18 protein-coding genes are annotated in these 19,318 nt (G+C 68.0%); 13 read left to right on the forward strand and 5 right to left on the reverse strand.

Annotated features, from left to right (window positions below):
• The first annotated feature begins 78 nt into the window (after nt 1-78).
• A complete protein-coding gene (locus IEW24_RS03495) occupies nt 79-567 on the forward strand; it encodes an Lrp/AsnC family transcriptional regulator (protein WP_188575443.1) in 489 nt (162 codons plus the stop codon).
• A 353-nt stretch (nt 568-920) separates the two neighbouring features.
• On the opposite strand, the gene gabT is transcribed toward IEW24_RS03495, so the two are convergent.
• Together gabT and IEW24_RS03505 are read right to left on the reverse strand one after the other, a co-directional pair.
• Nucleotides 921-2,225, reverse strand: coding sequence for a 4-aminobutyrate--2-oxoglutarate transaminase (gene gabT, locus IEW24_RS03500; protein WP_188575445.1), 1,305 nt, complete (start codon nt 2,223-2,225; stop codon nt 921-923).
• 365 nt (nt 2,226-2,590) lie between these two features.
• A complete protein-coding gene (locus tag IEW24_RS03505) occupies nt 2,591-2,929 on the reverse strand; it encodes a tRNA-binding protein (RefSeq protein WP_188575446.1) in 339 nt (112 codons plus the stop codon).
• 159 nt (nt 2,930-3,088) lie between these two features.
• On the opposite strand from IEW24_RS03505, the gene IEW24_RS03510 reads away from it, so the two are divergent.
• A complete protein-coding gene (locus IEW24_RS03510) occupies nt 3,089-4,558 on the forward strand; it encodes an NAD-dependent succinate-semialdehyde dehydrogenase (RefSeq protein WP_188575448.1) in 1,470 nt (489 codons plus the stop codon).
• A 78-nt stretch (nt 4,559-4,636) separates the two neighbouring features.
• Here IEW24_RS03510 and IEW24_RS03515 read toward each other — a convergent pair whose 3' ends face one another.
• Together IEW24_RS03515 and IEW24_RS03520 are read right to left on the reverse strand one after the other, a co-directional pair.
• The gene (locus tag IEW24_RS03515; protein ID WP_188575451.1) at nt 4,637-5,413 is read right to left on the reverse strand and encodes a transporter substrate-binding domain-containing protein; all 777 of its coding nucleotides are present in this window, start codon (nt 5,411-5,413) and stop codon (nt 4,637-4,639) included.
• A 14-nt stretch (nt 5,414-5,427) separates the two neighbouring features.
• Complete coding sequence (locus IEW24_RS03520) at nt 5,428-6,213, reverse strand: alpha/beta fold hydrolase (RefSeq protein WP_188575453.1); 786 nt, start codon at nt 6,211-6,213, stop codon at nt 5,428-5,430.
• Between the two features lie 189 nt (nt 6,214-6,402).
• On the opposite strand from IEW24_RS03520, the gene IEW24_RS03525 reads away from it, so the two are divergent.
• Entirely contained in the window at nt 6,403-7,272 is an 870-nt protein-coding gene (locus IEW24_RS03525) for a helix-turn-helix domain-containing protein (protein WP_188575455.1), read from the forward strand.
• 83 nt (nt 7,273-7,355) lie between these two features.
• Here IEW24_RS03525 and IEW24_RS03530 read toward each other — a convergent pair whose 3' ends face one another.
• Nucleotides 7,356-7,865, reverse strand: coding sequence for a MarR family winged helix-turn-helix transcriptional regulator (locus tag IEW24_RS03530; RefSeq protein ID WP_188575456.1), 510 nt, complete (start codon nt 7,863-7,865; stop codon nt 7,356-7,358).
• Nucleotides 7,866-8,054: 189 nt separating this feature from the next.
• Here IEW24_RS03530 and IEW24_RS03535 point away from each other — a divergent pair, with 189 nt between their 5' ends.
• The 10 genes from IEW24_RS03535 (at nt 8,055) to IEW24_RS03580 (ending at nt 19,315) form a co-directional block, all read left to right on the forward strand.
• Nucleotides 8,055-9,332: an amidohydrolase/deacetylase family metallohydrolase gene (locus IEW24_RS03535; protein WP_188575458.1), complete on the forward strand. Its 1,278-nt coding sequence runs from the start codon at nt 8,055-8,057 to the stop codon at nt 9,330-9,332.
• The gene (locus IEW24_RS03540) at nt 9,329-10,180 is read left to right on the forward strand and encodes an alpha/beta hydrolase (protein ID WP_188575460.1); all 852 of its coding nucleotides are present in this window, start codon (nt 9,329-9,331) and stop codon (nt 10,178-10,180) included. Before IEW24_RS03535 ends, IEW24_RS03540 begins: the two co-directional genes overlap by 4 nt.
• Nucleotides 10,180-12,549 (forward strand): xanthine dehydrogenase family protein molybdopterin-binding subunit, encoded by a 2,370-nt coding sequence (locus IEW24_RS03545; protein ID WP_188575462.1) that lies wholly within the window; start codon nt 10,180-10,182, stop codon nt 12,547-12,549. The genes IEW24_RS03540 and IEW24_RS03545 overlap by 1 nt, the downstream gene beginning before the upstream one ends.
• Entirely contained in the window at nt 12,546-13,400 is an 855-nt protein-coding gene (locus tag IEW24_RS03550) for an FAD binding domain-containing protein (RefSeq protein ID WP_188575464.1), read from the forward strand. The genes IEW24_RS03545 and IEW24_RS03550 overlap by 4 nt, the downstream gene beginning before the upstream one ends.
• Nucleotides 13,397-14,590 carry a xanthine dehydrogenase family Fe-S subunit gene (locus tag IEW24_RS03555; protein ID WP_188575466.1) on the forward strand — a complete coding sequence of 398 codons (1,194 nt, stop codon included), beginning with the start codon at nt 13,397-13,399 and terminating at the stop codon, nt 14,588-14,590. The genes IEW24_RS03550 and IEW24_RS03555 overlap by 4 nt, the downstream gene beginning before the upstream one ends.
• A gap of 57 nt (nt 14,591-14,647) precedes the next feature.
• Nucleotides 14,648-15,796 (forward strand): ABC transporter substrate-binding protein, encoded by a 1,149-nt coding sequence (locus IEW24_RS03560; protein WP_373870027.1) that lies wholly within the window; start codon nt 14,648-14,650, stop codon nt 15,794-15,796.
• A 103-nt stretch (nt 15,797-15,899) separates the two neighbouring features.
• Entirely contained in the window at nt 15,900-16,772 is an 873-nt protein-coding gene (locus tag IEW24_RS03565) for a branched-chain amino acid ABC transporter permease (RefSeq protein ID WP_188575470.1), read from the forward strand.
• Nucleotides 16,769-17,809, forward strand: a complete 1,041-nt coding sequence (locus IEW24_RS03570; protein WP_188575472.1) for a branched-chain amino acid ABC transporter permease — start codon at nt 16,769-16,771, stop codon at nt 17,807-17,809. Before IEW24_RS03565 ends, IEW24_RS03570 begins: the two co-directional genes overlap by 4 nt.
• Before the next feature lie 2 nt (nt 17,810-17,811).
• Entirely contained in the window at nt 17,812-18,618 is an 807-nt protein-coding gene (locus IEW24_RS03575; RefSeq protein WP_188577320.1) for an ABC transporter ATP-binding protein, read from the forward strand.
• On the forward strand, nt 18,611-19,315 hold the full coding sequence (locus IEW24_RS03580) for an ABC transporter ATP-binding protein (protein WP_188575474.1): 705 nt from the start codon (nt 18,611-18,613) through the stop codon (nt 19,313-19,315). Before IEW24_RS03575 ends, IEW24_RS03580 begins: the two co-directional genes overlap by 8 nt.
• Nucleotides 19,316-19,318: the final 3 nt, after the last annotated feature.

The following is a 19,318-nucleotide window of genomic DNA, read 5'->3' on the forward strand; positions in this document are numbered from 1 at the left end:
ATTGGCGTGTAAGAGATTGATCCGGCCGGGTGTGAGAACCCGGCCGGATCGGGCTTTTGAAACCAGAGTGCGGGAACGATGGCTGGAGCACCAAGGCTCGATAGGATCGACATCAACATCCTGTCGCAGCTTCAGCAGAATGGCCGGTTGACCAATGTGGACCTCGCCGAGGCGGTGGGCCTGTCCGCGAGCCCCTGCCTTGCGCGCCTGCGCCGGCTGGAGGAGGCCGGCTATATCGTCAGCTACAATGCGCGCATCCAGCTTTCCAAGCTGGTGGAGCACATCACCGTCTTCACCGAGGTGACGCTGAAGGACCACCGCCGCGAGGACTTCATCCGCTTCGAGGCGGAGATCCGGCGCTATGACGCCTTGCAGGAGTGCCACCTCGTCAGCGGTGGCTACGACTATCTGCTGAAGTTCGTGATCCGGAGCGTGGCGAAGTATCAGGAGCTGATGGAGACCATGCTCGACCGCAACATCGGCGTCGAGAAGTACTTCAGCTACATCGTCATCAAGACCATCTACGATCGCGGCGCGGTGCCGGTGAAATCGCTGATGGACGAGTGAGGCGGGCGGGGGTGGGCGCGCGCCGTATGAGGTGCGGCCAGACCTGTTATTGCTCTTCTGCTTATCACTAACAGGTCGTCATGCCCGGACTTGATCCGGGCATCCACGTCCCTCCGCCGGGAAGCCGGCTGTCGTTCGCGCGAATGGTCATCGTTCGCATTCGTTTTGCACCGTCCACTGTCGGCCCGACGTGGATGCCCGGATCAAGTCCGGGCATGACGATGCTCTGTGGGAATGGCGGCGGTCTGTTGTGACGGCCGTGGCCGCTTGTCCCGGTGGGCCGCGCCTCGACAGCGTACCGCACGTAACGAAAAGGCCCCGGCGGGTGAACCGCCGGGGCCTTTCCTTTGACGTCATGCCGCGCGGGCGGTCTTGTCGGCGCTGAGCGCATCCGCGAGGATGTCCATGGCCGCCTTCAGGTCGGCATCGGACAGCACGAGGGGCGCGAGGAAGCGCACGATGTTGCGGTGGACGCCGCACTTGATCACCAGCAGCCCGCGCTCGCGCGCCCGCTCCATCACCTGATGGGCGCGGTCCGCATCCGGCGTCCTGCTCTCCGGGTCGGTGACGAACTCCAGCGCGCGCATGAAGCCGGTGCCGCGCACGGTGCCGATGTCCTTGTGCTGCGCGGCCAACTTGTTGAGCGCCGCGCCCAACTGCTCGCCCAGCGCGGCGGCGCGCTCAACGAGGCCATCCTTTTCGAAGGCATCGAGCACGGCGAGGGCCGCCACGCAGGCCACCGCATTGCCGCCATAGGTGCCGCCGAGACCGCCGGGGGCGGGCGCGTCCATGATCTCCGCCTTGCCCACCACGCCGGAGAGCGGGAAGCCGCCGGCCAGGCTCTTCGCCACCGTCACCAGATCGGGCTGGATGCCGGAATGCTCGAAGCCGAACAGCTTGCCGGTGCGGCCGAAGCCGGTCTGGATTTCATCCGCGATCAGCACGATGCCGTGGCGCGTGGTGATCTCGCGCAGGGCGCGCAGGAAGTCGGCGGGGGCCTCCATGAAGCCGCCGTCGCCCTGCACCGGCTCGATGATGATGGCGGCCACGCGATCCGGCGAAATCTCCGTGGCGAACACCTCTTCCAGCGCGGCGATGGCGTCGGCGGAGGAGATGCCGCGATAGGCATCCGGGAAGGCGGTATGGAACACCTCGCCCGCGAACGGGCCGAAATTCTGCTTGTAGGGCGCGGCAAATCCCGTGAGCGTCACGCCCAGCAGGGTGCGGCCGTGGAAGCCGCCACGGAAGGAGATGATGCCCGGCCGGTTGGTGTAGCCGCGCGCGATCTTCACTGCATTTTCAACGGCTTCGGCGCCGGTGGTGAGGAACAGGCTCTTGTAGGCTTCGCCCTTGCCCACCAGCGCGTTGAGCCGTTCGGCCAGCGTGATGTAGGGCTCATAGGCTGCCACCTGAAAGGCGGTGTGGGTGATCTTCTTCAGCTGCGCCTCGACGGCGGCGATCACGCGCGGATGGTTATGGCCCACGTTGATGACGCCGATGCCGCCGACGAAATCCAGATAGCGCTTGCCCGTGGCGTCCCACAGATAGGCGCCCTCGGCACGGTCGATGACGAGGGGATGGGCGGTGAGCACGCCGCGCGGAATGGCGTTCGTGCGCGCGGCGAGAAGCTGCTCGGGAGTCCGCTGGGATGAGGGCATGGGGTGTCCTTTCAGGGGGGTAGTATTGGTCATATGATCAGTTAATGAGCGTGCGCGCGTGTGCTGCGCAGGCACTCGGAGGTGGGTTCTGGAGGAGCCGCCGCGTCCTTCCCCCGCCCCAGCCCTCCCCCGCAAGCGGGAGAGGGGGCCTGCCGCGCCATCCGCTGCGTCACGCCTGCAAGCCGGGCGGGGAGAGCCCTCTCCCGCCCGAAACCGGCCATGGCCGGTTTCGGCAACAACATGCCGAAGTCGGAAACATCCGACTTCGGTGCGGGGGAGGGTTGGGAGGGGGCAGGCGAGGCATCGTCCGGGTGTGCCCGGAAGACATCTCGTCGCCACGCAGCCGGTGGCCGAAAGCAGCGCCCTCAGAACACCTCGCCGCCGATCTCCACATCTTGGGTCGGCGAGAGCACCTTCACCTCTCCGGCCGCATTGCGGGCGCCGAGAATGAGGATTTCCGACTGGAAGCCGGCGATGTTGCGCGGCGGCATGTTGATGACGCAGGAAACGAGCCGCCCCACCAGTTCGTCGGCGGCATAGCTGGTGATCTGCGCACTCGACCATTTGCGGCCGAAGGTGCCGAAATCCACTTCCACCTTGTAGGACGGATTGCGCGCCCGCTCGAACGGCAGCACGCTCACGACCCGGCCGATGCGGATCTCGATCTTCGCGAAGTCGTCGTAGACGATCTGGTCCTTGCTCACTGCTCTCTCCTCAAGCTGCCAGGAAGGGTGGCACGGCGCCCGAAGCGTCAGTGCGCAGATCGGCGGGGCAAATCGCGCAATGCTGTCGTGCTTGGTGCGGCCAACGGCAGATCATGCTGCGGCCCAGGTGAGATGATGGTTCCCGAAATGGAGACCGTCATGACCCTCGCCGCATCCGTCGCCGCACAGCTGAAAGACCCGTCCCTGTTCACCGAGCGCTGCTATGTGGATGGCGCGTGGACGGGCGCAGAGGGTGGCGCGACCTTCGCCGTGGACAATCCCGCCACCGGCGCGATCATCGGCCATGTGCCCGATTGCGGGGCGCAGGAGACGGACGCCGCCATCGCCGCCGCCGGCCGCGCCTTCCAGTCCTGGCGCAAGACCACCGCCGGCGAGCGCGCGGCGCTGCTGGAGCGCTGGTACGCGCTGATGATGGAGCACGCGGACGACCTCGCCCGCATCATGACGCTGGAGCAGGGCAAGCCGCTCGCTGAAGCGAAGGGCGAGATCGCCTATGGCGCCTCCTTCGTGAAGTGGTTCGCCGAGGAAGCCCGCCGCGTCTATGGCGAGACCATTCCTGCCGCCACTGCTGACGGCCGGATCATCGTGCAGAAGCAGCCGGTGGGCGTGGTGGCGGCCATCACGCCGTGGAATTTTCCCAACGCCATGATCACCCGCAAGGCCGCCCCGGCACTGGCGGCGGGCTGCACCATCGTGATCAAGCCGGCGGAGGCGACCCCCTTCTCCGCGCTGGCGCTGGCCGTGCTGGCGGAGCGGGCGGGCATTCCCAAGGGCGTCATCAACATCCTTACCGGTCGTCCGGCGGAGATCGGCGGCGCGCTCACCAAGAGCCCCACGGTGCGCAAGCTTACCTTCACCGGCTCCACCCGCGTGGGCAAGATCCTGATGGCGCAGTGCGCCGAGACGGTGAAGAAGGTCGGCCTGGAGCTGGGCGGCAACGCGCCGTTCCTGATCTTCGACGATGCCGATCTCGATGCGGCAGTGGCCGGCGTGATGGCGAGCAAGTTCCGCAATGGCGGCCAGACCTGCGTGTGCGCCAACCGCATCTTCGTGCAGGACGGCATCTATGATGCTTTCGCGGATCGGCTGGCGGCAGCGGTGGGCAAGCTGAAGGTGGGCGACGGCCTCACCGAGGGCACCACCATCGGTCCCATGATCAACAAGGCGGCCATCGACAAGATCCAGAGCCATGTGGACGATGCCACCGCGCGCGGCGCCTCCGTCGTGTCCGGCGGCAAGGTGGGCGAGGGGCTGTTCTATCCGCCCACCGTGCTGACCGGCACCACCACCGACATGCGCATCGCCCATGAGGAGACGTTCGGCCCCGTGGCGCCGCTGTTCCGCTTCACGGAAGAGGCGGAGGTGATCGCCAAGGCCAATGACACGCCCTTCGGCCTCGCCTCCTATCTTTTCACGCGGGATATCTCGCGCGCCTTCCGGGTGGCGGAGGCGCTGGAGTTCGGCATGGTCGGCGTCAATTCCGGCTCGGTCTCCACCACCACGGCGCCGTTCGGCGGCATCAAGGAATCCGGTCTCGGCCGCGAGGGCTCGCACCACGGCATCGAGGAATTCCTGGAGATGAAGACGCTGCACCTCGGCGGCATCTGACGCCAGGCGCCTGAAACGAAACCGCCCGGCGCTCCCTCACGGGAGGCCGGGCGGTTCTCATGCGGGATAGGCGCGGGTTCAGAAGTCTGCGGGCAGCGGCTGCTTCAGCCAGTGCTCGGACATCTTCTGCAGCGTGCCGTCGGCCTTCAGTTCGGCGATGGCGGCGTCCACCTCGGCCAGAAGGCGGGTCTCGCCCTTCAGCACGGCGGAGCGCACCGGCGAATTGATGAGCAGGATCTTCTGCTCCGGCATGCGGGCCGGCTTCTGCGCCGCCACGCTCGCCGCCACCACATTGCCGAGCGCGATCAGGTCGGTCTGGCCGGAGATGAAGGCGGCGATGGTGCCGGCATTGTCGTCATAGCGCTTGATCTGCGTGCCCTCGGGCGCATTCTTGGAGAGGATCTGCTCCTCGAACGAGCTTTTCGTTGTCGCCACCGACTTGCCCTTCATGTCGTCCAGGCTCTTCACCGCGATATTCGCCGGGCCGAACAGGCCGATGAAGTAGGGCGCATAGGGGGCGGAGAAGTCCACCACCTTGGCGCGCTCATCGGTACGGCCGATGTTGAACAGCAGATCCGCCTTCTTGGTCTGCATGTAGGGGATCTTGTTGGGGCTGGTGACGGGAACCAGCTCCGCCTTCACGCCCAGCTTCTTGGCGACGAGGTGGGCCAGCTCCACGTCATAGCCGTCCGGCGACATGTCCGGGCGCACCACGCCGAAGGGCGGGTAATCCAGCGTCAGCGCCACGCGCAGCTTGCCGGACGCCTTCACGTCGTCCAGCGCATCGGCATGGGCCGGCGCGGCGAGGCCGGCGGCCAGCAGCGCGGAGAGGAAGAGGGAACGGAACGCTCTCATGACAAGCTCCTGTCTCAGGCTGCGGTGGTGGCGATGGGCTTCAGGAAGGCGTGCAACGCGGTGTCGAACACCTCCGGCGTCTCGGCCATGGGGGTGTGGCCGCTGTCGGCCATCGTCACCATGCGGGCATTGGGAATGCCGTTGGTGAGCGTCTGCGCGAAATCGATGGTGCGGCCGGCATCATGGGCGCCGAACACCACCAGTGTCGGGGCCTTGATGGTGCCGAGGCGCGGGCGCATGTCGGTGTCGATGAGCGAAGCCTGCACGTCCACCATGGGCTGGAGCGGGGCGGTCTCGGCCAGTGCCACATACTTCTCGAAGAAGGCCTCGGGCGCGCTGCGGAACCAGTTGGCGGAGATGTCGCGGATGGTGCCGGGCTCGGCGCCGTGATCGGCGAGCTGCTTCAGCCACTGGCGGGCGAGGTCATGGTTGGCCATGCTGGCACCGGTGCACACCAGCACGAGGCCACCCGGTAGGTCCGGGTAGGTGGCGCCGACGAGCTGCGTCACCACGCCGCCCATGGAATGGCCGCCCACCACCGGGCGCTTGAGGCCCAGCGCCTCGCAGAAACCCTTCACCCGGCGGGCGAAGGCGGTGACGCTGTAGCCGTCCGGCGGAGCGTCGGAGCGGATGAAATTGTCGATGGCATAGCCCGTCCATTCCGGCGGCAGGGCCGCCATGGTGTCTTCCCACAGCTCCGAGGTCGAGCCGAAGCCGCCGTGCAGGAAGATGATGGGATTGGGGCCACCGGGCCGGTGCGCATAATGCACCTTGGCGCCATCGACCGTCACATAAGGCATAAAGCTCTCCTTCCGGGCGGCTCCGGCCTTCGGCCTGCGGGAGCGCCCCTTCAGGGAACAGGTAGCCAGCGAAGCACCGGCGTTTCGAGACTTAATTTGGATGGTGTTCTCCTTTAGGAGATGACATTCTCAAAAATGAGATGCTGTGACGCGCGATTGGGCGCGTGGCTGGAGAGGTTTGCCCAGGCGATGGTCAGTCTGGTGGAAGTGGGGCGGCGGCTGAAGGCTCACCGCCAGACCAGCGGCCTCACCGTGGAGGCGGCGGCGGAGGCCGTGCACGTGTCCCGCGCGCTGCTCTACCGTTATGAGGCGGGCGAGATCGTGAAGCTGGATACGCTGGAGCGTCTGGCGCGGCTCTACGGCACCTCGCTTCCGACGCTGCTGGGCATGAGCCAGGACTATGTGCCGAACGCCGTGACCTTCTTCGAGCGCATCGAGAAGCTGGAGCAGGAGGCGGACCACATCATCACCGTGTTCGGCCCCATGGCTTATGTGCTGACCACGCCGGCCTATGAGGCGGCGCTGTTCCGCGCGCTGGCCGCCGGCTCGGATGCCAACGGCCTCAACAAGTCCGATGCCCAGCAGTTGCGCGCCATCCTCCGGCGGCGGCGGGCGATCCATGCGCGGGGGCAGTCCAGTTTCGTCAACATCATCCCCATGGCCGAGATCGCCGCCTATGTGCAGGAGGTTCCCCCGGCGCGCGGCGGTCTTGAAGACCAGCGCACGGTAGCGTCGGCGGAGATCAGCCACCTCTGCACGCTGATCGAGAAGCCCCCCATGGGGGTGCAGGTGGCGGTGACGAGCCAGCCTCTGCCCACGTCCGGCTTCCAGATCATCCGCAAGGGGGCGCAGAGCCTGCTGGTGACGAGCCCGTTCCGCCTCGGCTTTCCGCTGAACCTGCGCTATGGCGTTGCGGTCATTTCCTCCGACGAGCAGGCCGTGCGCCTGCACGAGACGCTGGCGGCGCGCCTTTGGGACAGCGCCCTGCCGGCGGGCGAGGCGGTGGCGGCCATCCGCACCCTGATCCGCACCGGCGCTGCCCGGGTTTCCGAGCGATAGAGCCGGACGGGCCCCGCACCGCGCACCTTTGGAAATGTCTGACGCGGCGGAATGCCGCTGCGCTGGGCATGGCCTGCACAAGTCTAGAGCAAGTCCAGACTGTCCTGCCGCCCCGCATGAGTTGCGACGATTTTCTTCATGGCCTCAATGAGTTGCCTTCTCTCGCGGGGGGAGAGCATGGCCACCGTCGCGGCATGGGCCTCCCGCGCCGGGGCCTCCATCTCGGCCAGCATGCGGCGGCCCTCGTCGGTCAGCGAGCAGTTCAGCGAGCGCCGGTCGGCGGGGGCGGGGGAGCGGCGCACAAGGCCCCGCGATTCCAGGCGCTTGAGCGCCCCCGTGGTGGTGGTGCGATCCAGCGCCACGCTGCGGGCAAGCGTGGTCTGATCGGCCGCGCCCACATCTGCCAATGCCGACAGCAGGCTGTATTGCACCGGCGTCACCGCATATTGCGCGCAAAGCTCGGAAAATAGGCTGACATGGATCTGGTGGACCCGCCGGGCGAGAAAGCCCGGACGGTCGAACAGGGGCCAGTCCTGCGCGGATGGCGGTGCCGCGTCTGCGGCGTCCGCCTTTGATTTCGCTGCGTTTCTCATGCCTCTCCTTCGGCGCGTCGGACCCCTAGCGAACCCTTTTCATTGATCAAAATCAATTCTGGCACGCCTTCTGCATTAGGGAAAATACGAAGCATGCTTCGCGTTTTTCGGCGCGAGGTACCCTTCATGACCCCTTTCAGTGCGAGCCCCTTCTGGGGGCGTGCCGCGCATGCAGCAACGGAGATCACGATGGTTGACCCCGCGGGCTACGATATCCTCCTCAAGGGCGGACGTGTCATCTGCCCTGCCTCCGGCATCGACGGCATCCGCGACGTGGCCGTGCGCGACGGGCGCATCGCCGCCGTCGAAGAAACGATCCTGCCGTCCAGCGCCGCCGAGACCATCGACGTCTCCGGCAAGCTGGTGCTGCCGGGCATGATCGATACCCACGGCCACATCTACCAGTATGTGACCGGCCGCTTCGGGCTGGAGCCGGACATGGTGGGCGTGCGCTCCGCCGTCACCACCGTCATCGATCAGGGCGGCCCGTCCTGCATGACGCTGCCGGGTTTCCGCAAGTTCATCGCCGAGAAGGCGGACACCCGCGTCTATGCCTTCCTCTCCGCCTATCTGGTGGGCGGGCTGGAAGGCCATTTCTACCCCAATCTCTACAGCCCCGACTGCGTGGACATCGAGGCGACCGTGCGCTCGGCGGTGGCCAATCGCGACATCGTGCGCGGCATCAAGGGCCATGCGGAGATCGGCGGCTTCGCCCGCTGGGGCATCCGCGTGATGGAGATGGCGGCCGAGATCGCCCGGCAGGCGGAAATCCCGCTCTATGTGCATTTCGGCACCCTGTGGGGCCTGCCGGAAAGCGGCGCCAATGGCGAGGATGCGGACACCATTCTGGAGCGTGTCATTCCGTTGCTCAAGGAGGGCGACGTCCTCGCCCATCCCTTCACCCGGCATCCGGGCGGCTTCGTGAACCGCGAGGGAGAGGTGCACCACATCATTCAGGCGGCGCTGGATCGCGGCCTCAAGGTGGATGTGGGCCACGGCAGCCACTTCTCCTATCGCCTCGCCAAGCAGGCCATCGCTGCCGGCGTGGTGCCGCACACTTTGGGCGCCGACATGCACGGCTACAATACCGAGGTGCCCGCGCCCGCCGGCACCCCGCCGGAGCACTATGATGACGAGAACCACCCCTTCAAGGGCCAGGCCCGCTTCAGCCTGACCCAGGCCATGAGCTCCATGATGGCGCTCGGCCTGCCGCTGGAGCAGGTGGTGCCCATGGTGACGACCGGCCCGGCAAAGATGATCGGCCTCAGCGACCGGCTCGGCGCGCTGAAGGTGGGTTATGCGGCTGATGTCTCGGTGCTGCATGACCATCGCGGCCGCTTCCTGCTGCGCGACAATGAGGACACCAAGGTGGTGGCCGAGCGCCTGCTCCAGCCGGCGTTCTGCCTGCGCGCCGGCAAGCGCTTCGATGCCGACTCGCCGATCCTGCCGCAGGCGGTGGCGGCGTGAGCGCCATCGACCACGCGCCGGCTCCACAGGAGGTCTGGGAGACGCTCTCCCAGACCGAGCGGGATGCCGCCTACAACAACAACGCCGCGGTGCCCAACAGCGCGGCGTGGGTGGAGGCGCGCGACCTTGCCGCCAGCGCCTTCCGCGCGGCGACGCCCGGCCATCTGGACGTCGCCTATGGCGCGGGCGCGCGGCAGAAGCTGGACATCTTTCCCGGCCGGGAAGGCGCGCCCTGCCTCGTCTTCATCCATGGCGGCTACTGGCAGCGCAATTCGCGCGAGGTGTTCGCGCACTATGCCGAAGGGCTTCGCGCCCACGGCTGGACGGTGGCGCTGCCCAGCCACACGCTGGCCCCCGAAGCGAGCCTTGCTTCCATCGTGGATGAAATCCGCGCCATGCTGGATTTCATCGCCGCTTCCGGTGGTGACTATGGGATCAGCGGGCCGGTGGTGCTCTCCGGCTGGTCGGCGGGCGGGCATCTGGCCGCGCTGTGCCTCGACCATCCCGTGGTGGCGGCCGGGCTCGCCATCTCCGGCGTGTATGAGCTTGCCCCCATCCGCGACACCTTCCTCAATGCGGCCCTGAAGCTCTCCGACATGGAGATTGCGGGACTCTCTCCGCTGCTGCTGATCCCGACGCCGAAACCGCTGACCATCGCCTATGGCACCGCCGAGGTGCCGGCGCTGGTCTATGACTCCCGCGCGCTCGCCGCCTTGCGGTCCGCGGCTGAGGTGCGGGGTACGCTGCTGCCCATCGCAGGGGCCGACCACTTCTCCATCCTCGACGAACTGCGCCGGCCCGACGGCGCGCTGGTGCGCGCCGCGCGCGATCTGGTGGAGGGCGCCTGATGGCTGGGGGCGCGCAGCAGCAGGCAGGCTTCGAGGGCGTCGGCGCCCGCCTGCCGCGCAAGGAGGACGAGCGGCTGATGCGGGGGCTTGGCACCTACATCGCCGACATTCGCCTTGCCGGCTTGCAGGACGTGGCCTTCGTGCGCAGCCCGCTCGCCCATGCGCGCATCCGCGCCATCCATGTGCCGGAGGATCTGAAGGGGCGCGTGTTCACCGCCGCCGATCTCGACGGGGTGAAGCCCATCCGTGCCGTATCGGGTCTTCCGGGCTTCAAGGTGTCGGAGCAGCCCGTGCTCGCCACCGACAAGGTGCGGCAGGTGGGGGAGCTGATCGCCATGTGCGTCGCCCCCACCCGCGCCGAGGCCGAGGACATGGCGGCCCGCGTGGAGCTGGATCTGGAGGAGTTGCCCGCGCTGCACGACATGCTGGCCGCCCGTCTGCCCGGCGCGGCGCTGGTGCATGAGCACTGGGGCGACAATGTCTTTCTTGAATCCCTGGTCAATATCGGCATCGAGGCGGCCTTCGATGCGCCGGTGAAGGTGTCGCGCACCCTCTCCACCGCCCGCCAGTGCATGGCGCCCATCGAGGGGCGCGGCGCCGTCATCCATTTCGACCACCGGCTGGATCAGCTCGTGGTGCACACCGCCAGCCAGATGCCGCACATCGTGCGCACGGGCCTGTCCGAATGTCTCGGGCTGGAAGAGGGGCAGGTGCGCATCGTCTCGCCCGATGTGGGCGGGGGCTTCGGCTACAAGGCCATCCTGCTTGCCGAGGAAGTGTGCCTCGGCTGGCTCACGCGCAGGCTCGGCCATCCGGTGCGCTGGCTGGAGGATCGGCGGGAGCATCTGACCGCCAATGCCAATTGCCGCGAGCACCATTACGAGATCACCCTCTATGCCGAGCGCGACGGCACGCTGCGCGGCATAGATTGCGAGGCCACCGTCGATAGCGGGGCCTATTCCGCTTATCCTTTCTCCGCCTGCCTCGAAGCGGCGCAGGTGGCGAGCATCCTGCCGGGGCCTTACGATTTTCCGGCCTATCGCTGCCGCACCTGGTCGGTGGCCACCAACAAATGCCCGATCCTGCCCTATCGCGGGGTGGCGCGCACGGGCGTGTGTTTCGCGCTGGAAGTGGCGCTGGATGCGCTGGCGGCGGAACTCGGCCTGCCGCCGGAGGTGGTGCGCCTGCGCAATCTGGTGCGGCCGGAGCAGATGCCGTTCGACAACATCACCAACAAGCATTTCGACAGCGGCGACTATCCGCAGGCGCTCACCCGCGCGCTGGCCGCCATCGGCGCGGACACCGTGCGCGAGCGCCAGCAGGCGGGGGAGGCGGACGGGCGGCGCATCGGGCTCGGTTTGTCCATCTATTGCGAGCAGGCGGCGCACGGCACTTCGGTCTATTCCGGCTGGGGCATTCCCATGGTGCCCGGCCACGAGCAGGCCGGCGCGCGCCTCACTCCGGATGGCGGGCTGGAGCTGCGGGTGGGCGCCCATTCCCACGGGCAGGGGCTGGAGACCACGCTGGCGCAGGTGGCCTGCGAGATCCTCGGCATCCCGGTCTCCCGCACCCGTCTCGTGCATGGCGATACGGCCATGACGCCCTATTCCACCGGAAGCTGGGGCTCGCGGGTGATGGTGATGGCCGGCGGTGCGGTGGCCACCGCCTGCACCGAGCTTGGCGAGCGCATCCGCGCCATCGGCGCCCACATGCTGCAGGCGTCTCTGGATGAGGTGCGGCTGGAAGGCGGGCGCGTGGTGGGGCCGGGCGGCGATGTGGCCATCCGCGACATCGCGCACACCTGGTATCGCCGGCCGCAGGATCTGCCGGCGGGGGTGGACCCGCACGGGCTGGAAGTGACCGCCGGCTACAAGCCGGTGCGCGACAGCGGCACCTTCAGCTATGCCGCCCATGCCGTGGTGGTGGCGGTGGATACCGGCCTCGGCGAGGTGGAGATCCTCGACTATGCCATCGTGGAGGATGGCGGCACGCTGGTGAACCCCATGGTGGTGGACGGCCAGATTATCGGCGGGCTGGCGCAGGGCATCGGCACCGCGCTCTATGAGGAGATGGCCTTCGACAGCGCCGGCCAGCCGCTGGCCTCCACGCTGGCCGATTATCTGCTGCCCGGCGCGCCGGAAGTGCCGTCGCCGCTCATCGAGCACATGCTGACCCCCTCGCCTTATACGCGTTTCGGCGTGAAGGGCATCGGCGAGGGCGGGGCCATCGCGCCGCCCGCCGCCATCGCCAATGCCATCAACGATGCGCTGCGCCCGCTGGGTGCGGAGATGCTGCGCTCGCCGGTGACGCCCCATCGCATCATGGCGCAACTGCTGGCCGCTCGCGCCGGCGAAAGGAGCGCCGCATGAAGCCCGCGCCCTTCCGCCTTGAACGCCCGCGCACCATCGCGGATGCCTGCTCGCTGCTGATGCAGGACGGCGCCAAGGCCATGGCCGGGGGCCAGTCCCTCGGCCCCATGCTGAATTTGCGCCTCGCCGCGCCCGATCTAGTGGTGGACCTCGGCGGCATCGCGGAGCTGCGCCGCGCCTGGAGCGAGCCGGGTTGTGAAGTCTATGGCGCCCTCGTCACCCATGCCGATGTGGAGGATGGCCGCGTGCCCGATGTGGGAGAGAACATCCTGCGCCGGGTGGCAGGCGGCATCGCCTATCGGGCGGTGCGCAATCGCGGCACCATGGGTGGCAGCCTCTTCCACGCCGACCCCGCCGCCGACTGGGTGAACGCTTTGTCTGCTCTCAGTGCCGAGGTGGAGATTGCCGGTCCCGAGGGCCGTCGGCGGCTGGCGCTGGCGGATTTCCTCACCGGCGCGCTCTCCACCGCGCTCGGGTGTGGGGAGATCCTCGTCGCCATCCGCGTGCCGCATGTGCAGGCGGGGGCGCGCTTCGGCTATGTGAAGCACTGCCGCAAGGTGGGCGAGTTCGCCCATGCGGTGGGGGCCGTGCTGGCGGATCCGGCGGCCGGCACCTGCCGGGCCGTGATGGGCGCCATCGACGCGCCGCCGCTGGTGTTCGCGGATGCCGCCCCGCTGTTCGGCGGCGCGATCACCGAGGGCTTCGCCGCCCGCTTCGATGCGGCGGCAGCCGCTGCGGCGCTGGCGGCGGCGGGGGTGGAAGACCCCGTGCGGCGCCACATGCATGCCGAGGTGCTGCGCCGGGCGGCGTTGCAGGCCTCTGCGCTCCTGCCAGAGAAGGCCGCCGCATGAACGCGCCCTTGCGCCATGCCGGGCCGACCGGCCTCGTCACCCTCACCATCAACGGCCGCTCCGTGGCAGCGGAGGCGGAGCCGCGCACGCATCTGGCCGATTTCCTGCGCGATACGCTGAACCTCACCGGCACCCACACCGGCTGCGAGCACGGCGTGTGCGGCGCCTGCACCGTTGAGCTGGATGGGGAGCCGGCCCGCGCCTGCCTCACCTTCGCCGCCGCCTGTCAGGGTGCGCAGGTGCGCACCATCGAGGGGCTGGCGGACGATGCGGTGATGGCCGAGCTGCGCGCCGCCTTCAACCGCGAACACGCCCTCCAGTGCGGCTTCTGCACGCCGGGCATGCTGGTGTCCGCGCGCGATCTGGTGCTGCGCCTGCCGGAAGCCGACGAGCGGCGCATCCGCCTCGGCCTTGCCGGAAACCTCTGCCGATGCACGGGCTATGCGGGCATCGTCGCCGCCATCGCCTCCGTGATCACCGAGCGTCGGGCGCGCGGCATCCCGGCCGCCACGGCCGAGCGCCGATTGGGGCCGGTGGGGGCGCATGCGGGCGTGGATGCGATCCCGTCCGCGCTGGTGGCAACAGCCTCCGCTGCCGTGCCGCTGGTGGCGCAGACAGTCGTCGATCTGGCGGACGATTTCGTGCCGGCGCATCGCTTTGCGCAGGCTTTCGCGCTGGCGTTCCCGCCTGAGCAGGTGGCCGCGCTGTTCGCGGATGTGGAAGCCGTCGCCGCCTGCCTGCCGGGGGCCATCATCGACAGCATGCCGGAGCCGGGCTTCGTGCGCGGCGGCATGCGGGTGACGCTCGGCCCCATCTCCACCACCTTCCGGGGCACCGCGCGGGTGACGCAGGAAGGCGCTTCCGGCCGCATCCGGGGGGCGGGTGGCGATGGGCGCTCCAGCACGCAGGGCGAGATCGCCTATCGCATCCTGCCCGGCGCGGCGCCCGGCACCAGCCGGGTGGAGCTGGAGGTGGGGTACACGCTGAAGGGTCCGCTCGCCCAGTTCAGCCGCCCCGGCCTCGTGCGTGAAGTGGCGGGCCGGCTGATCGCCGCTTTCGCCAGGAACCTGGAGGCGCGCCTCTCCGGGCGCGCCGTCAACCCCGATGATGCGCGGGGGCTCAGCCCGCTGCGCCTCGTCCTCTCTCTCATTGCCGACCGCCTGCGCCGCCTCTTCGCGCCGCGCGCCTGACCTTTGATCCTGTTTTTCCGGCCTCTGAAAACCCCAGTAAGGAGACCACGCATGCCTTTGACCCGCCGCACCACCCTCGCAGCCATGGCGTTTGCCTTCATGGCGTCCAGCGCCATGGCGGCCGATCCGATCAAGATCGGCGTCAATCAGCCGCTCACCGGGGCGTTTGCCGCCTCCGGCACCTATGTGGTCAACGGCGCGAAGATCGCCGCCGACGAGATCAACGCCAAGGGCGGCGTGCTCGGCCGCAAGATCGAGCTGGTCATCGAGGACAACAAGAGCAACCCCACCGAGGCCGCCGCCGTGGCCGAGAAGCTGATCACCTCCGACAAGGTGCCGGTGCTGCTGGGTGCGTGGGGCTCCAGCCTGACGCTCGCCACCATGCCGAAGCTGGAGGAATATTCCGTGCCGATGGTGGTGGAGACCTCCTCCTCCGGCAAGATCACCACCTCCGGAAACCCCTTCGTGTTCCGCATCTCGCCGCCCTCCGCCGTGGAAGCGGAAGCGTTCGAGCCCATCGCCAAGAAGCTCGGGCTCAAGAAGGTGGATTTCCTCGTCATCAACAATGACTGGGGCCGGGGCGCGGCGGACGATTTCTCCAAGATGCTGAAGGCCAACGGCGTGCAGGTCGGCCTCGTGGAGACCATGGACCAGACCTCGCAGGACATGAGCGCGCAGCTCGCCAAGCTGAAGGCGTCGGATGCCGACACCATCATGGTGACGGCCGCCGTGGACCAGCTCACCCTGCTGTTCAAGCAGATGGCGGCGCTGGGCCTGAAAAAGCGGGTGATCACCACCGGCGGCTCGCAGAATCCGGACCAGATCATCGCGCAGGCGGGCAGCGCCGCCAACGACACGCTGCATCTGACCACCTTCCTGCCCTGGTGGCCGGAGAAGACCCCGAATGCGGAAGCCACCTCCTATTTCCTCGGCGAGTGGAAGAAGCGCGGCTTCGAGTTCGCGGGCGTCACGGAAAGCTTCCGCGGCTATGACGGCATCCGCACCATCGCGGCGGGCATTGCCGCCGGGGGCGCGGCCGATCCGGCTTCGATCCAGAAGGGGCTGTGGGCGGTGAATCTGTCCGGCCTCAACGGCCCGATCAAGTTCGAGAAGAGCGGCCCCAAGGGCAAGGAAAGCGGCCAGTCGAAGCCGCAGGTCTATCTCATCGAGATCAAGGACCAGAAGATCGGCCACGTTCAGCTGTGACCGCGCAGCTGTGACGTTTCCCGCCGCGCCCGACAGGCGCGGCGGACCCTGCCGGGAGGCGGACGCCAGACTTTTCCAGGAACACGAAGGACGGGCAGGCCGGATGGACCAATTGCTGCAACATTGCGTCAATGCGCTGGTGCTGGGCGGCACCTACGCGCTGCTGGGCATCGGCCTGACGCTCATCTTCGGCATCATGAACGTGGTGAACTTCACCCACGGTGCGCTCTACACCTTCGGCGCCTACGCCATGTATCTGGCGGCTGTCGGGCTCGGCATCAATTTCTATCTTGCGCTGCCGGTGGCGGTGGTGGCGGGCCTCGTGCTCGGCGCGGCCATCGAGTTCACGCTGCTGCGCCCGCTGCGCCGCTCGGACATCGACACCACCATGCTGGTGATGATCGGCGCCGGCATCATCCTGCAATCGGGCGCTTTGTGGATCTTCGGCGGCGTCGCCAAGGCCATTCCCAACCCCATGCCCGACCAGCCGCTCAATATCGGGCCGGTGTCGGTGGCCTGGGTGCGGCTGTTCGTGTTCGCCGCCGCGCTGGTGCTGATCGGGGTCACGTATCTCACCATCAACCGCACCCGCCTCGGCCGCGCCATGCGCGCCACCTTTCAGGATCACGACACGGCGGCGCTCATGGGGGTGAATGTCTCGCTCATCTACACCGCCACGTTTGCCATCGGCTCGGCGCTGGCGGCGGCGGCGGGCGCGCTGCTCGGCCCGGTGTATGTGGTGTTTCCGCAGATGGGCGATCTGGCGGCGGTCAAGGCGTTCGCCATCGTCATCCTCGGCGGGCTGGGCTCCATTCCCGGCGCCACCATCGGCGGCTTCATCCTCGCCTTCGCGGAGGAGATCGGCGCCGGCTACATCTCGTCCGGCTATCGCGATGCCATGGGCTTCATCATCATCATTGCCGTGCTGCTGGCCAAGCCCACCGGCCTGTTTGCCCGCGCGGAGCGCATCGGATGAGCCGCGTCATCGCCCCCCTCCTGCTGGTCGTCCTCGCCTTGCTGCCGCTCTGGCTGAAGGACCCCTATCTGCTCAATGCGCTGATCATCACCGGCATCTTCACGCTCTGCGCCATGAGCCTCAACCTGCTGCTGGGCTTCACCGGCCAGCTCAGCCTCGGGCATGTGGCCTTCTTCGGCATCGGCGCCTATGTGAGCGCGCTCACCGCGCTCGGCTTCGATGTGGAGCTGCCGTTCGGCCTCGTGCTGGTGGTGGAGCCGGGATCGCCGCTGCTCGGCTTCGTACTGGCGGTGCTGGTGACGGCGCTGTGCGGCTATCTCATCGGCCGGCTCGCCTTCCGGGTGCGCGGGGCCTATTTCGTCATCGTCACCATCTCGTTCGCGGAAGTGGTGCGGCTCGTGGCGCTGAACTGGGTGGACCTCACGCAGGGCCCGCTGGCGCTCACTTCCATTCCCAACATGGTGCTGCCGCTGCCCGGCCTCGGCGAGACGGTCCTGCGCACCAAGATGCAGAACTATTACCTCGTGCTGGGCATGGCGGTGGTGGGCTATCTGGTGGTGGCGCAGCTCGTTACCTCGCGCTTCGGCCGGGCCATGCGGGGCCTGCAGCAGAATGAATCCCTCGCGCTCTCGCTGGGCATCAACGCCACCCGCACGTTGACCGTCGCGGCCACCCTTTCGGCGGCCATGGCGGGGGCGGCGGGCAGCCTCTATGCCCATTATCTGCGGATCATCGATCCCGATGTGTTCCTGTTCTCCTACACCGTCACCATGGTGATCATGGTGGTGGCGGGCGGCAAGGGCACGCTGGCGGGGCCGCTGGTGGGCGGGCTCATCTTCGGCCTGCTGCCGGTGGCGCTGCGCCCGGTGATGGCGCCCGAGGCGCAGTGGATCGTCTATGGCGGTGTGCTGATCGCCATCCTGTTCCTGATGCCGCAGGGCATCGTCCCGGCGCTGGATGCGCTCACACGGCGCCTGCGCCGCGCGCGCCCCGCCAAAAGCGCGCCGGGCGCGGTGGAAGCGGGAGCGAACCCATGAGCATGGGCACGACAGAAGCGGTCCTGTCCGTTGAGCATGTGAGCATGCGCTTCGGCGGCCTCACCGCCATCGCCGATCTGCATTTCGATGTGCGCGCGGGCGAAATCCTCAGCCTCATCGGCCCCAACGGCGCGGGCAAGACGACCGCCTTCAACATCATGACCGGCTTCCTGAAGCCTACGCAGGGCCGGGTGCTGTTCCGGGGGCGCGATCTGGCGAAGCTCCGGCCCAACGACATCGCCATGCTGGGCCTCGCCCGCACCTTCCAGCGCACCAGCGTGTTCGCGGAAGACAGTGTGCTGGACAATGTGCTGATCGGCCTCAACCGCCATGGCGAGGCCTCGCTGCTGGACCGCCTGCTGCCCACCCCCGGTGCCCGGCGGCGGGACAGGGCGACGCTGGCGCGGGCGGAAGCCATCCTCGACCTCGTGGGCCTCTCCGGCCGTGCGCAGGAGAAGGCGGGCTCGCTCTCCTATGGCGAGCAGCGGCTGGTGGGCTTCGCGCTGGCGCTGGCCATCGAGCCGAGCATGCTGCTGCTGGACGAGCCGGTGTCCGGCATGAACGCCTCCGAGACGCAGGCCTTCGTGCGCCTCATCCGCACCGTGCGGGACAGCGGCATCACCATCCTGCTGGTGGAGCACGACATGCCCATGGTGATGGAGGTGTCCGACCGCATCGTGTGCCTCAGCTACGGCCGGCTCATCGCGGAAGGGACGCCGGACGAAATCCGCCGCGATCCCAAGGTGATCGAGGCCTATCTCGGCAAGAGCGCCGCGAAACTGGAACGCAGGGAGGCGGCCCATGCTTGAGATTTCCGATCTATTTTGCGGCTATGGGCAGGTGTCCGCCCTCAAGGGCATCTCGCTGAAGGTGGGCAAGGGCGAACTGGTGGCGCTGGTGGGGGCGAACGGCGCCGGCAAGTCCACCACGCTGCGCACCATCTCCGGCCTCGTGAACGCTCGCTCAGGGACCATCCGCCTCGATGGGGTGGATGTCACCCGCGCCGGGCCGCAGCGCATGTTGCAGATGGGCGTGGCGCACTGTCCGGAAGGGCGGCGGGTGTTCCCGCACATGAGCGTGGCGGACAATCTGGCCATGGGCGCCTATCTGCGCCCGACCGATGCCGCGCTGAAAGCCGATTACGCGCGCATCTATGATGATTTTCCGCGCCTTGCGGAGCGGCGGCACCAGATGGCGGGCACGCTGTCCGGAGGCGAGCAGCAGATGCTCGCCATCGGCCGGGCGCTCATGTCGCGGCCCCGGCTGGTGCTGTTCGACGAACCCTCGCTGGGGCTGGCGCCCAACATCGTGGAGCAGATGTTCGCCATCATCGGCGCCATCCGCGACGCCGGCACCACCGTGCTGCTGGTGGAGCAGAATGCCTTCGCGGCGCTGGAGCTGTGCGACCACGCCTACTTGCTGGAGACCGGCCGCGTCATCAAGGCGGGCCGGGGCGCGGAACTGATCGACGACCCTCATGTGCGGGCCGCCTATCTGGGCGGCTGAGGG

Source organism: Azorhizobium oxalatiphilum (assembly GCF_014635325.1).
In the GTDB taxonomy this organism is placed as follows: Bacteria; Pseudomonadota; Alphaproteobacteria; order Rhizobiales; family Xanthobacteraceae; genus Azorhizobium; species Azorhizobium oxalatiphilum.

Bases quoted from the DNA above. Each gene is read 5' to 3' on its own strand.
- IEW24_RS03495 (WP_188575443.1), top strand. From the start codon at position 79: ATGGCTGGAGCACCAAGGCTCGATAGGATCGACATCAACATCCTGTCG.
- IEW24_RS03555 (WP_188575466.1), top strand. From the start codon at position 13,397: ATGAACGCGCCCTTGCGCCATGCCGGGCCGACCGGCCTCGTCACCCTC.
- IEW24_RS03525 (WP_188575455.1), top strand. From the start codon at position 6,403: ATGGTCAGTCTGGTGGAAGTGGGGCGGCGGCTGAAGGCTCACCGCCAG.
- IEW24_RS03570 (WP_188575472.1), top strand. From the start codon at position 16,769: ATGAGCCGCGTCATCGCCCCCCTCCTGCTGGTCGTCCTCGCCTTGCTG.
- IEW24_RS03515 (WP_188575451.1), bottom strand. From the start codon at position 5,413: ATGAGAGCGTTCCGTTCCCTCTTCCTCTCCGCGCTGCTGGCCGCCGGC.
- IEW24_RS03565 (WP_188575470.1), top strand. From the start codon at position 15,900: ATGGACCAATTGCTGCAACATTGCGTCAATGCGCTGGTGCTGGGCGGC.
- IEW24_RS03550 (WP_188575464.1), top strand. From the start codon at position 12,546: ATGAAGCCCGCGCCCTTCCGCCTTGAACGCCCGCGCACCATCGCGGAT.
- IEW24_RS03535 (WP_188575458.1), top strand. From the start codon at position 8,055: ATGGTTGACCCCGCGGGCTACGATATCCTCCTCAAGGGCGGACGTGTC.
- IEW24_RS03580 (WP_188575474.1), top strand. From the start codon at position 18,611: ATGCTTGAGATTTCCGATCTATTTTGCGGCTATGGGCAGGTGTCCGCC.
- gabT (WP_188575445.1), bottom strand. From the start codon at position 2,225: ATGCCCTCATCCCAGCGGACTCCCGAGCAGCTTCTCGCCGCGCGCACG.
- IEW24_RS03530 (WP_188575456.1), bottom strand. From the start codon at position 7,865: ATGAGAAACGCAGCGAAATCAAAGGCGGACGCCGCAGACGCGGCACCG.
- IEW24_RS03545 (WP_188575462.1), top strand. From the start codon at position 10,180: ATGGCTGGGGGCGCGCAGCAGCAGGCAGGCTTCGAGGGCGTCGGCGCC.
- IEW24_RS03510 (WP_188575448.1), top strand. From the start codon at position 3,089: ATGACCCTCGCCGCATCCGTCGCCGCACAGCTGAAAGACCCGTCCCTG.
- IEW24_RS03520 (WP_188575453.1), bottom strand. From the start codon at position 6,213: ATGCCTTATGTGACGGTCGATGGCGCCAAGGTGCATTATGCGCACCGG.
- IEW24_RS03575 (WP_188577320.1), top strand. From the start codon at position 17,812: ATGGGCACGACAGAAGCGGTCCTGTCCGTTGAGCATGTGAGCATGCGC.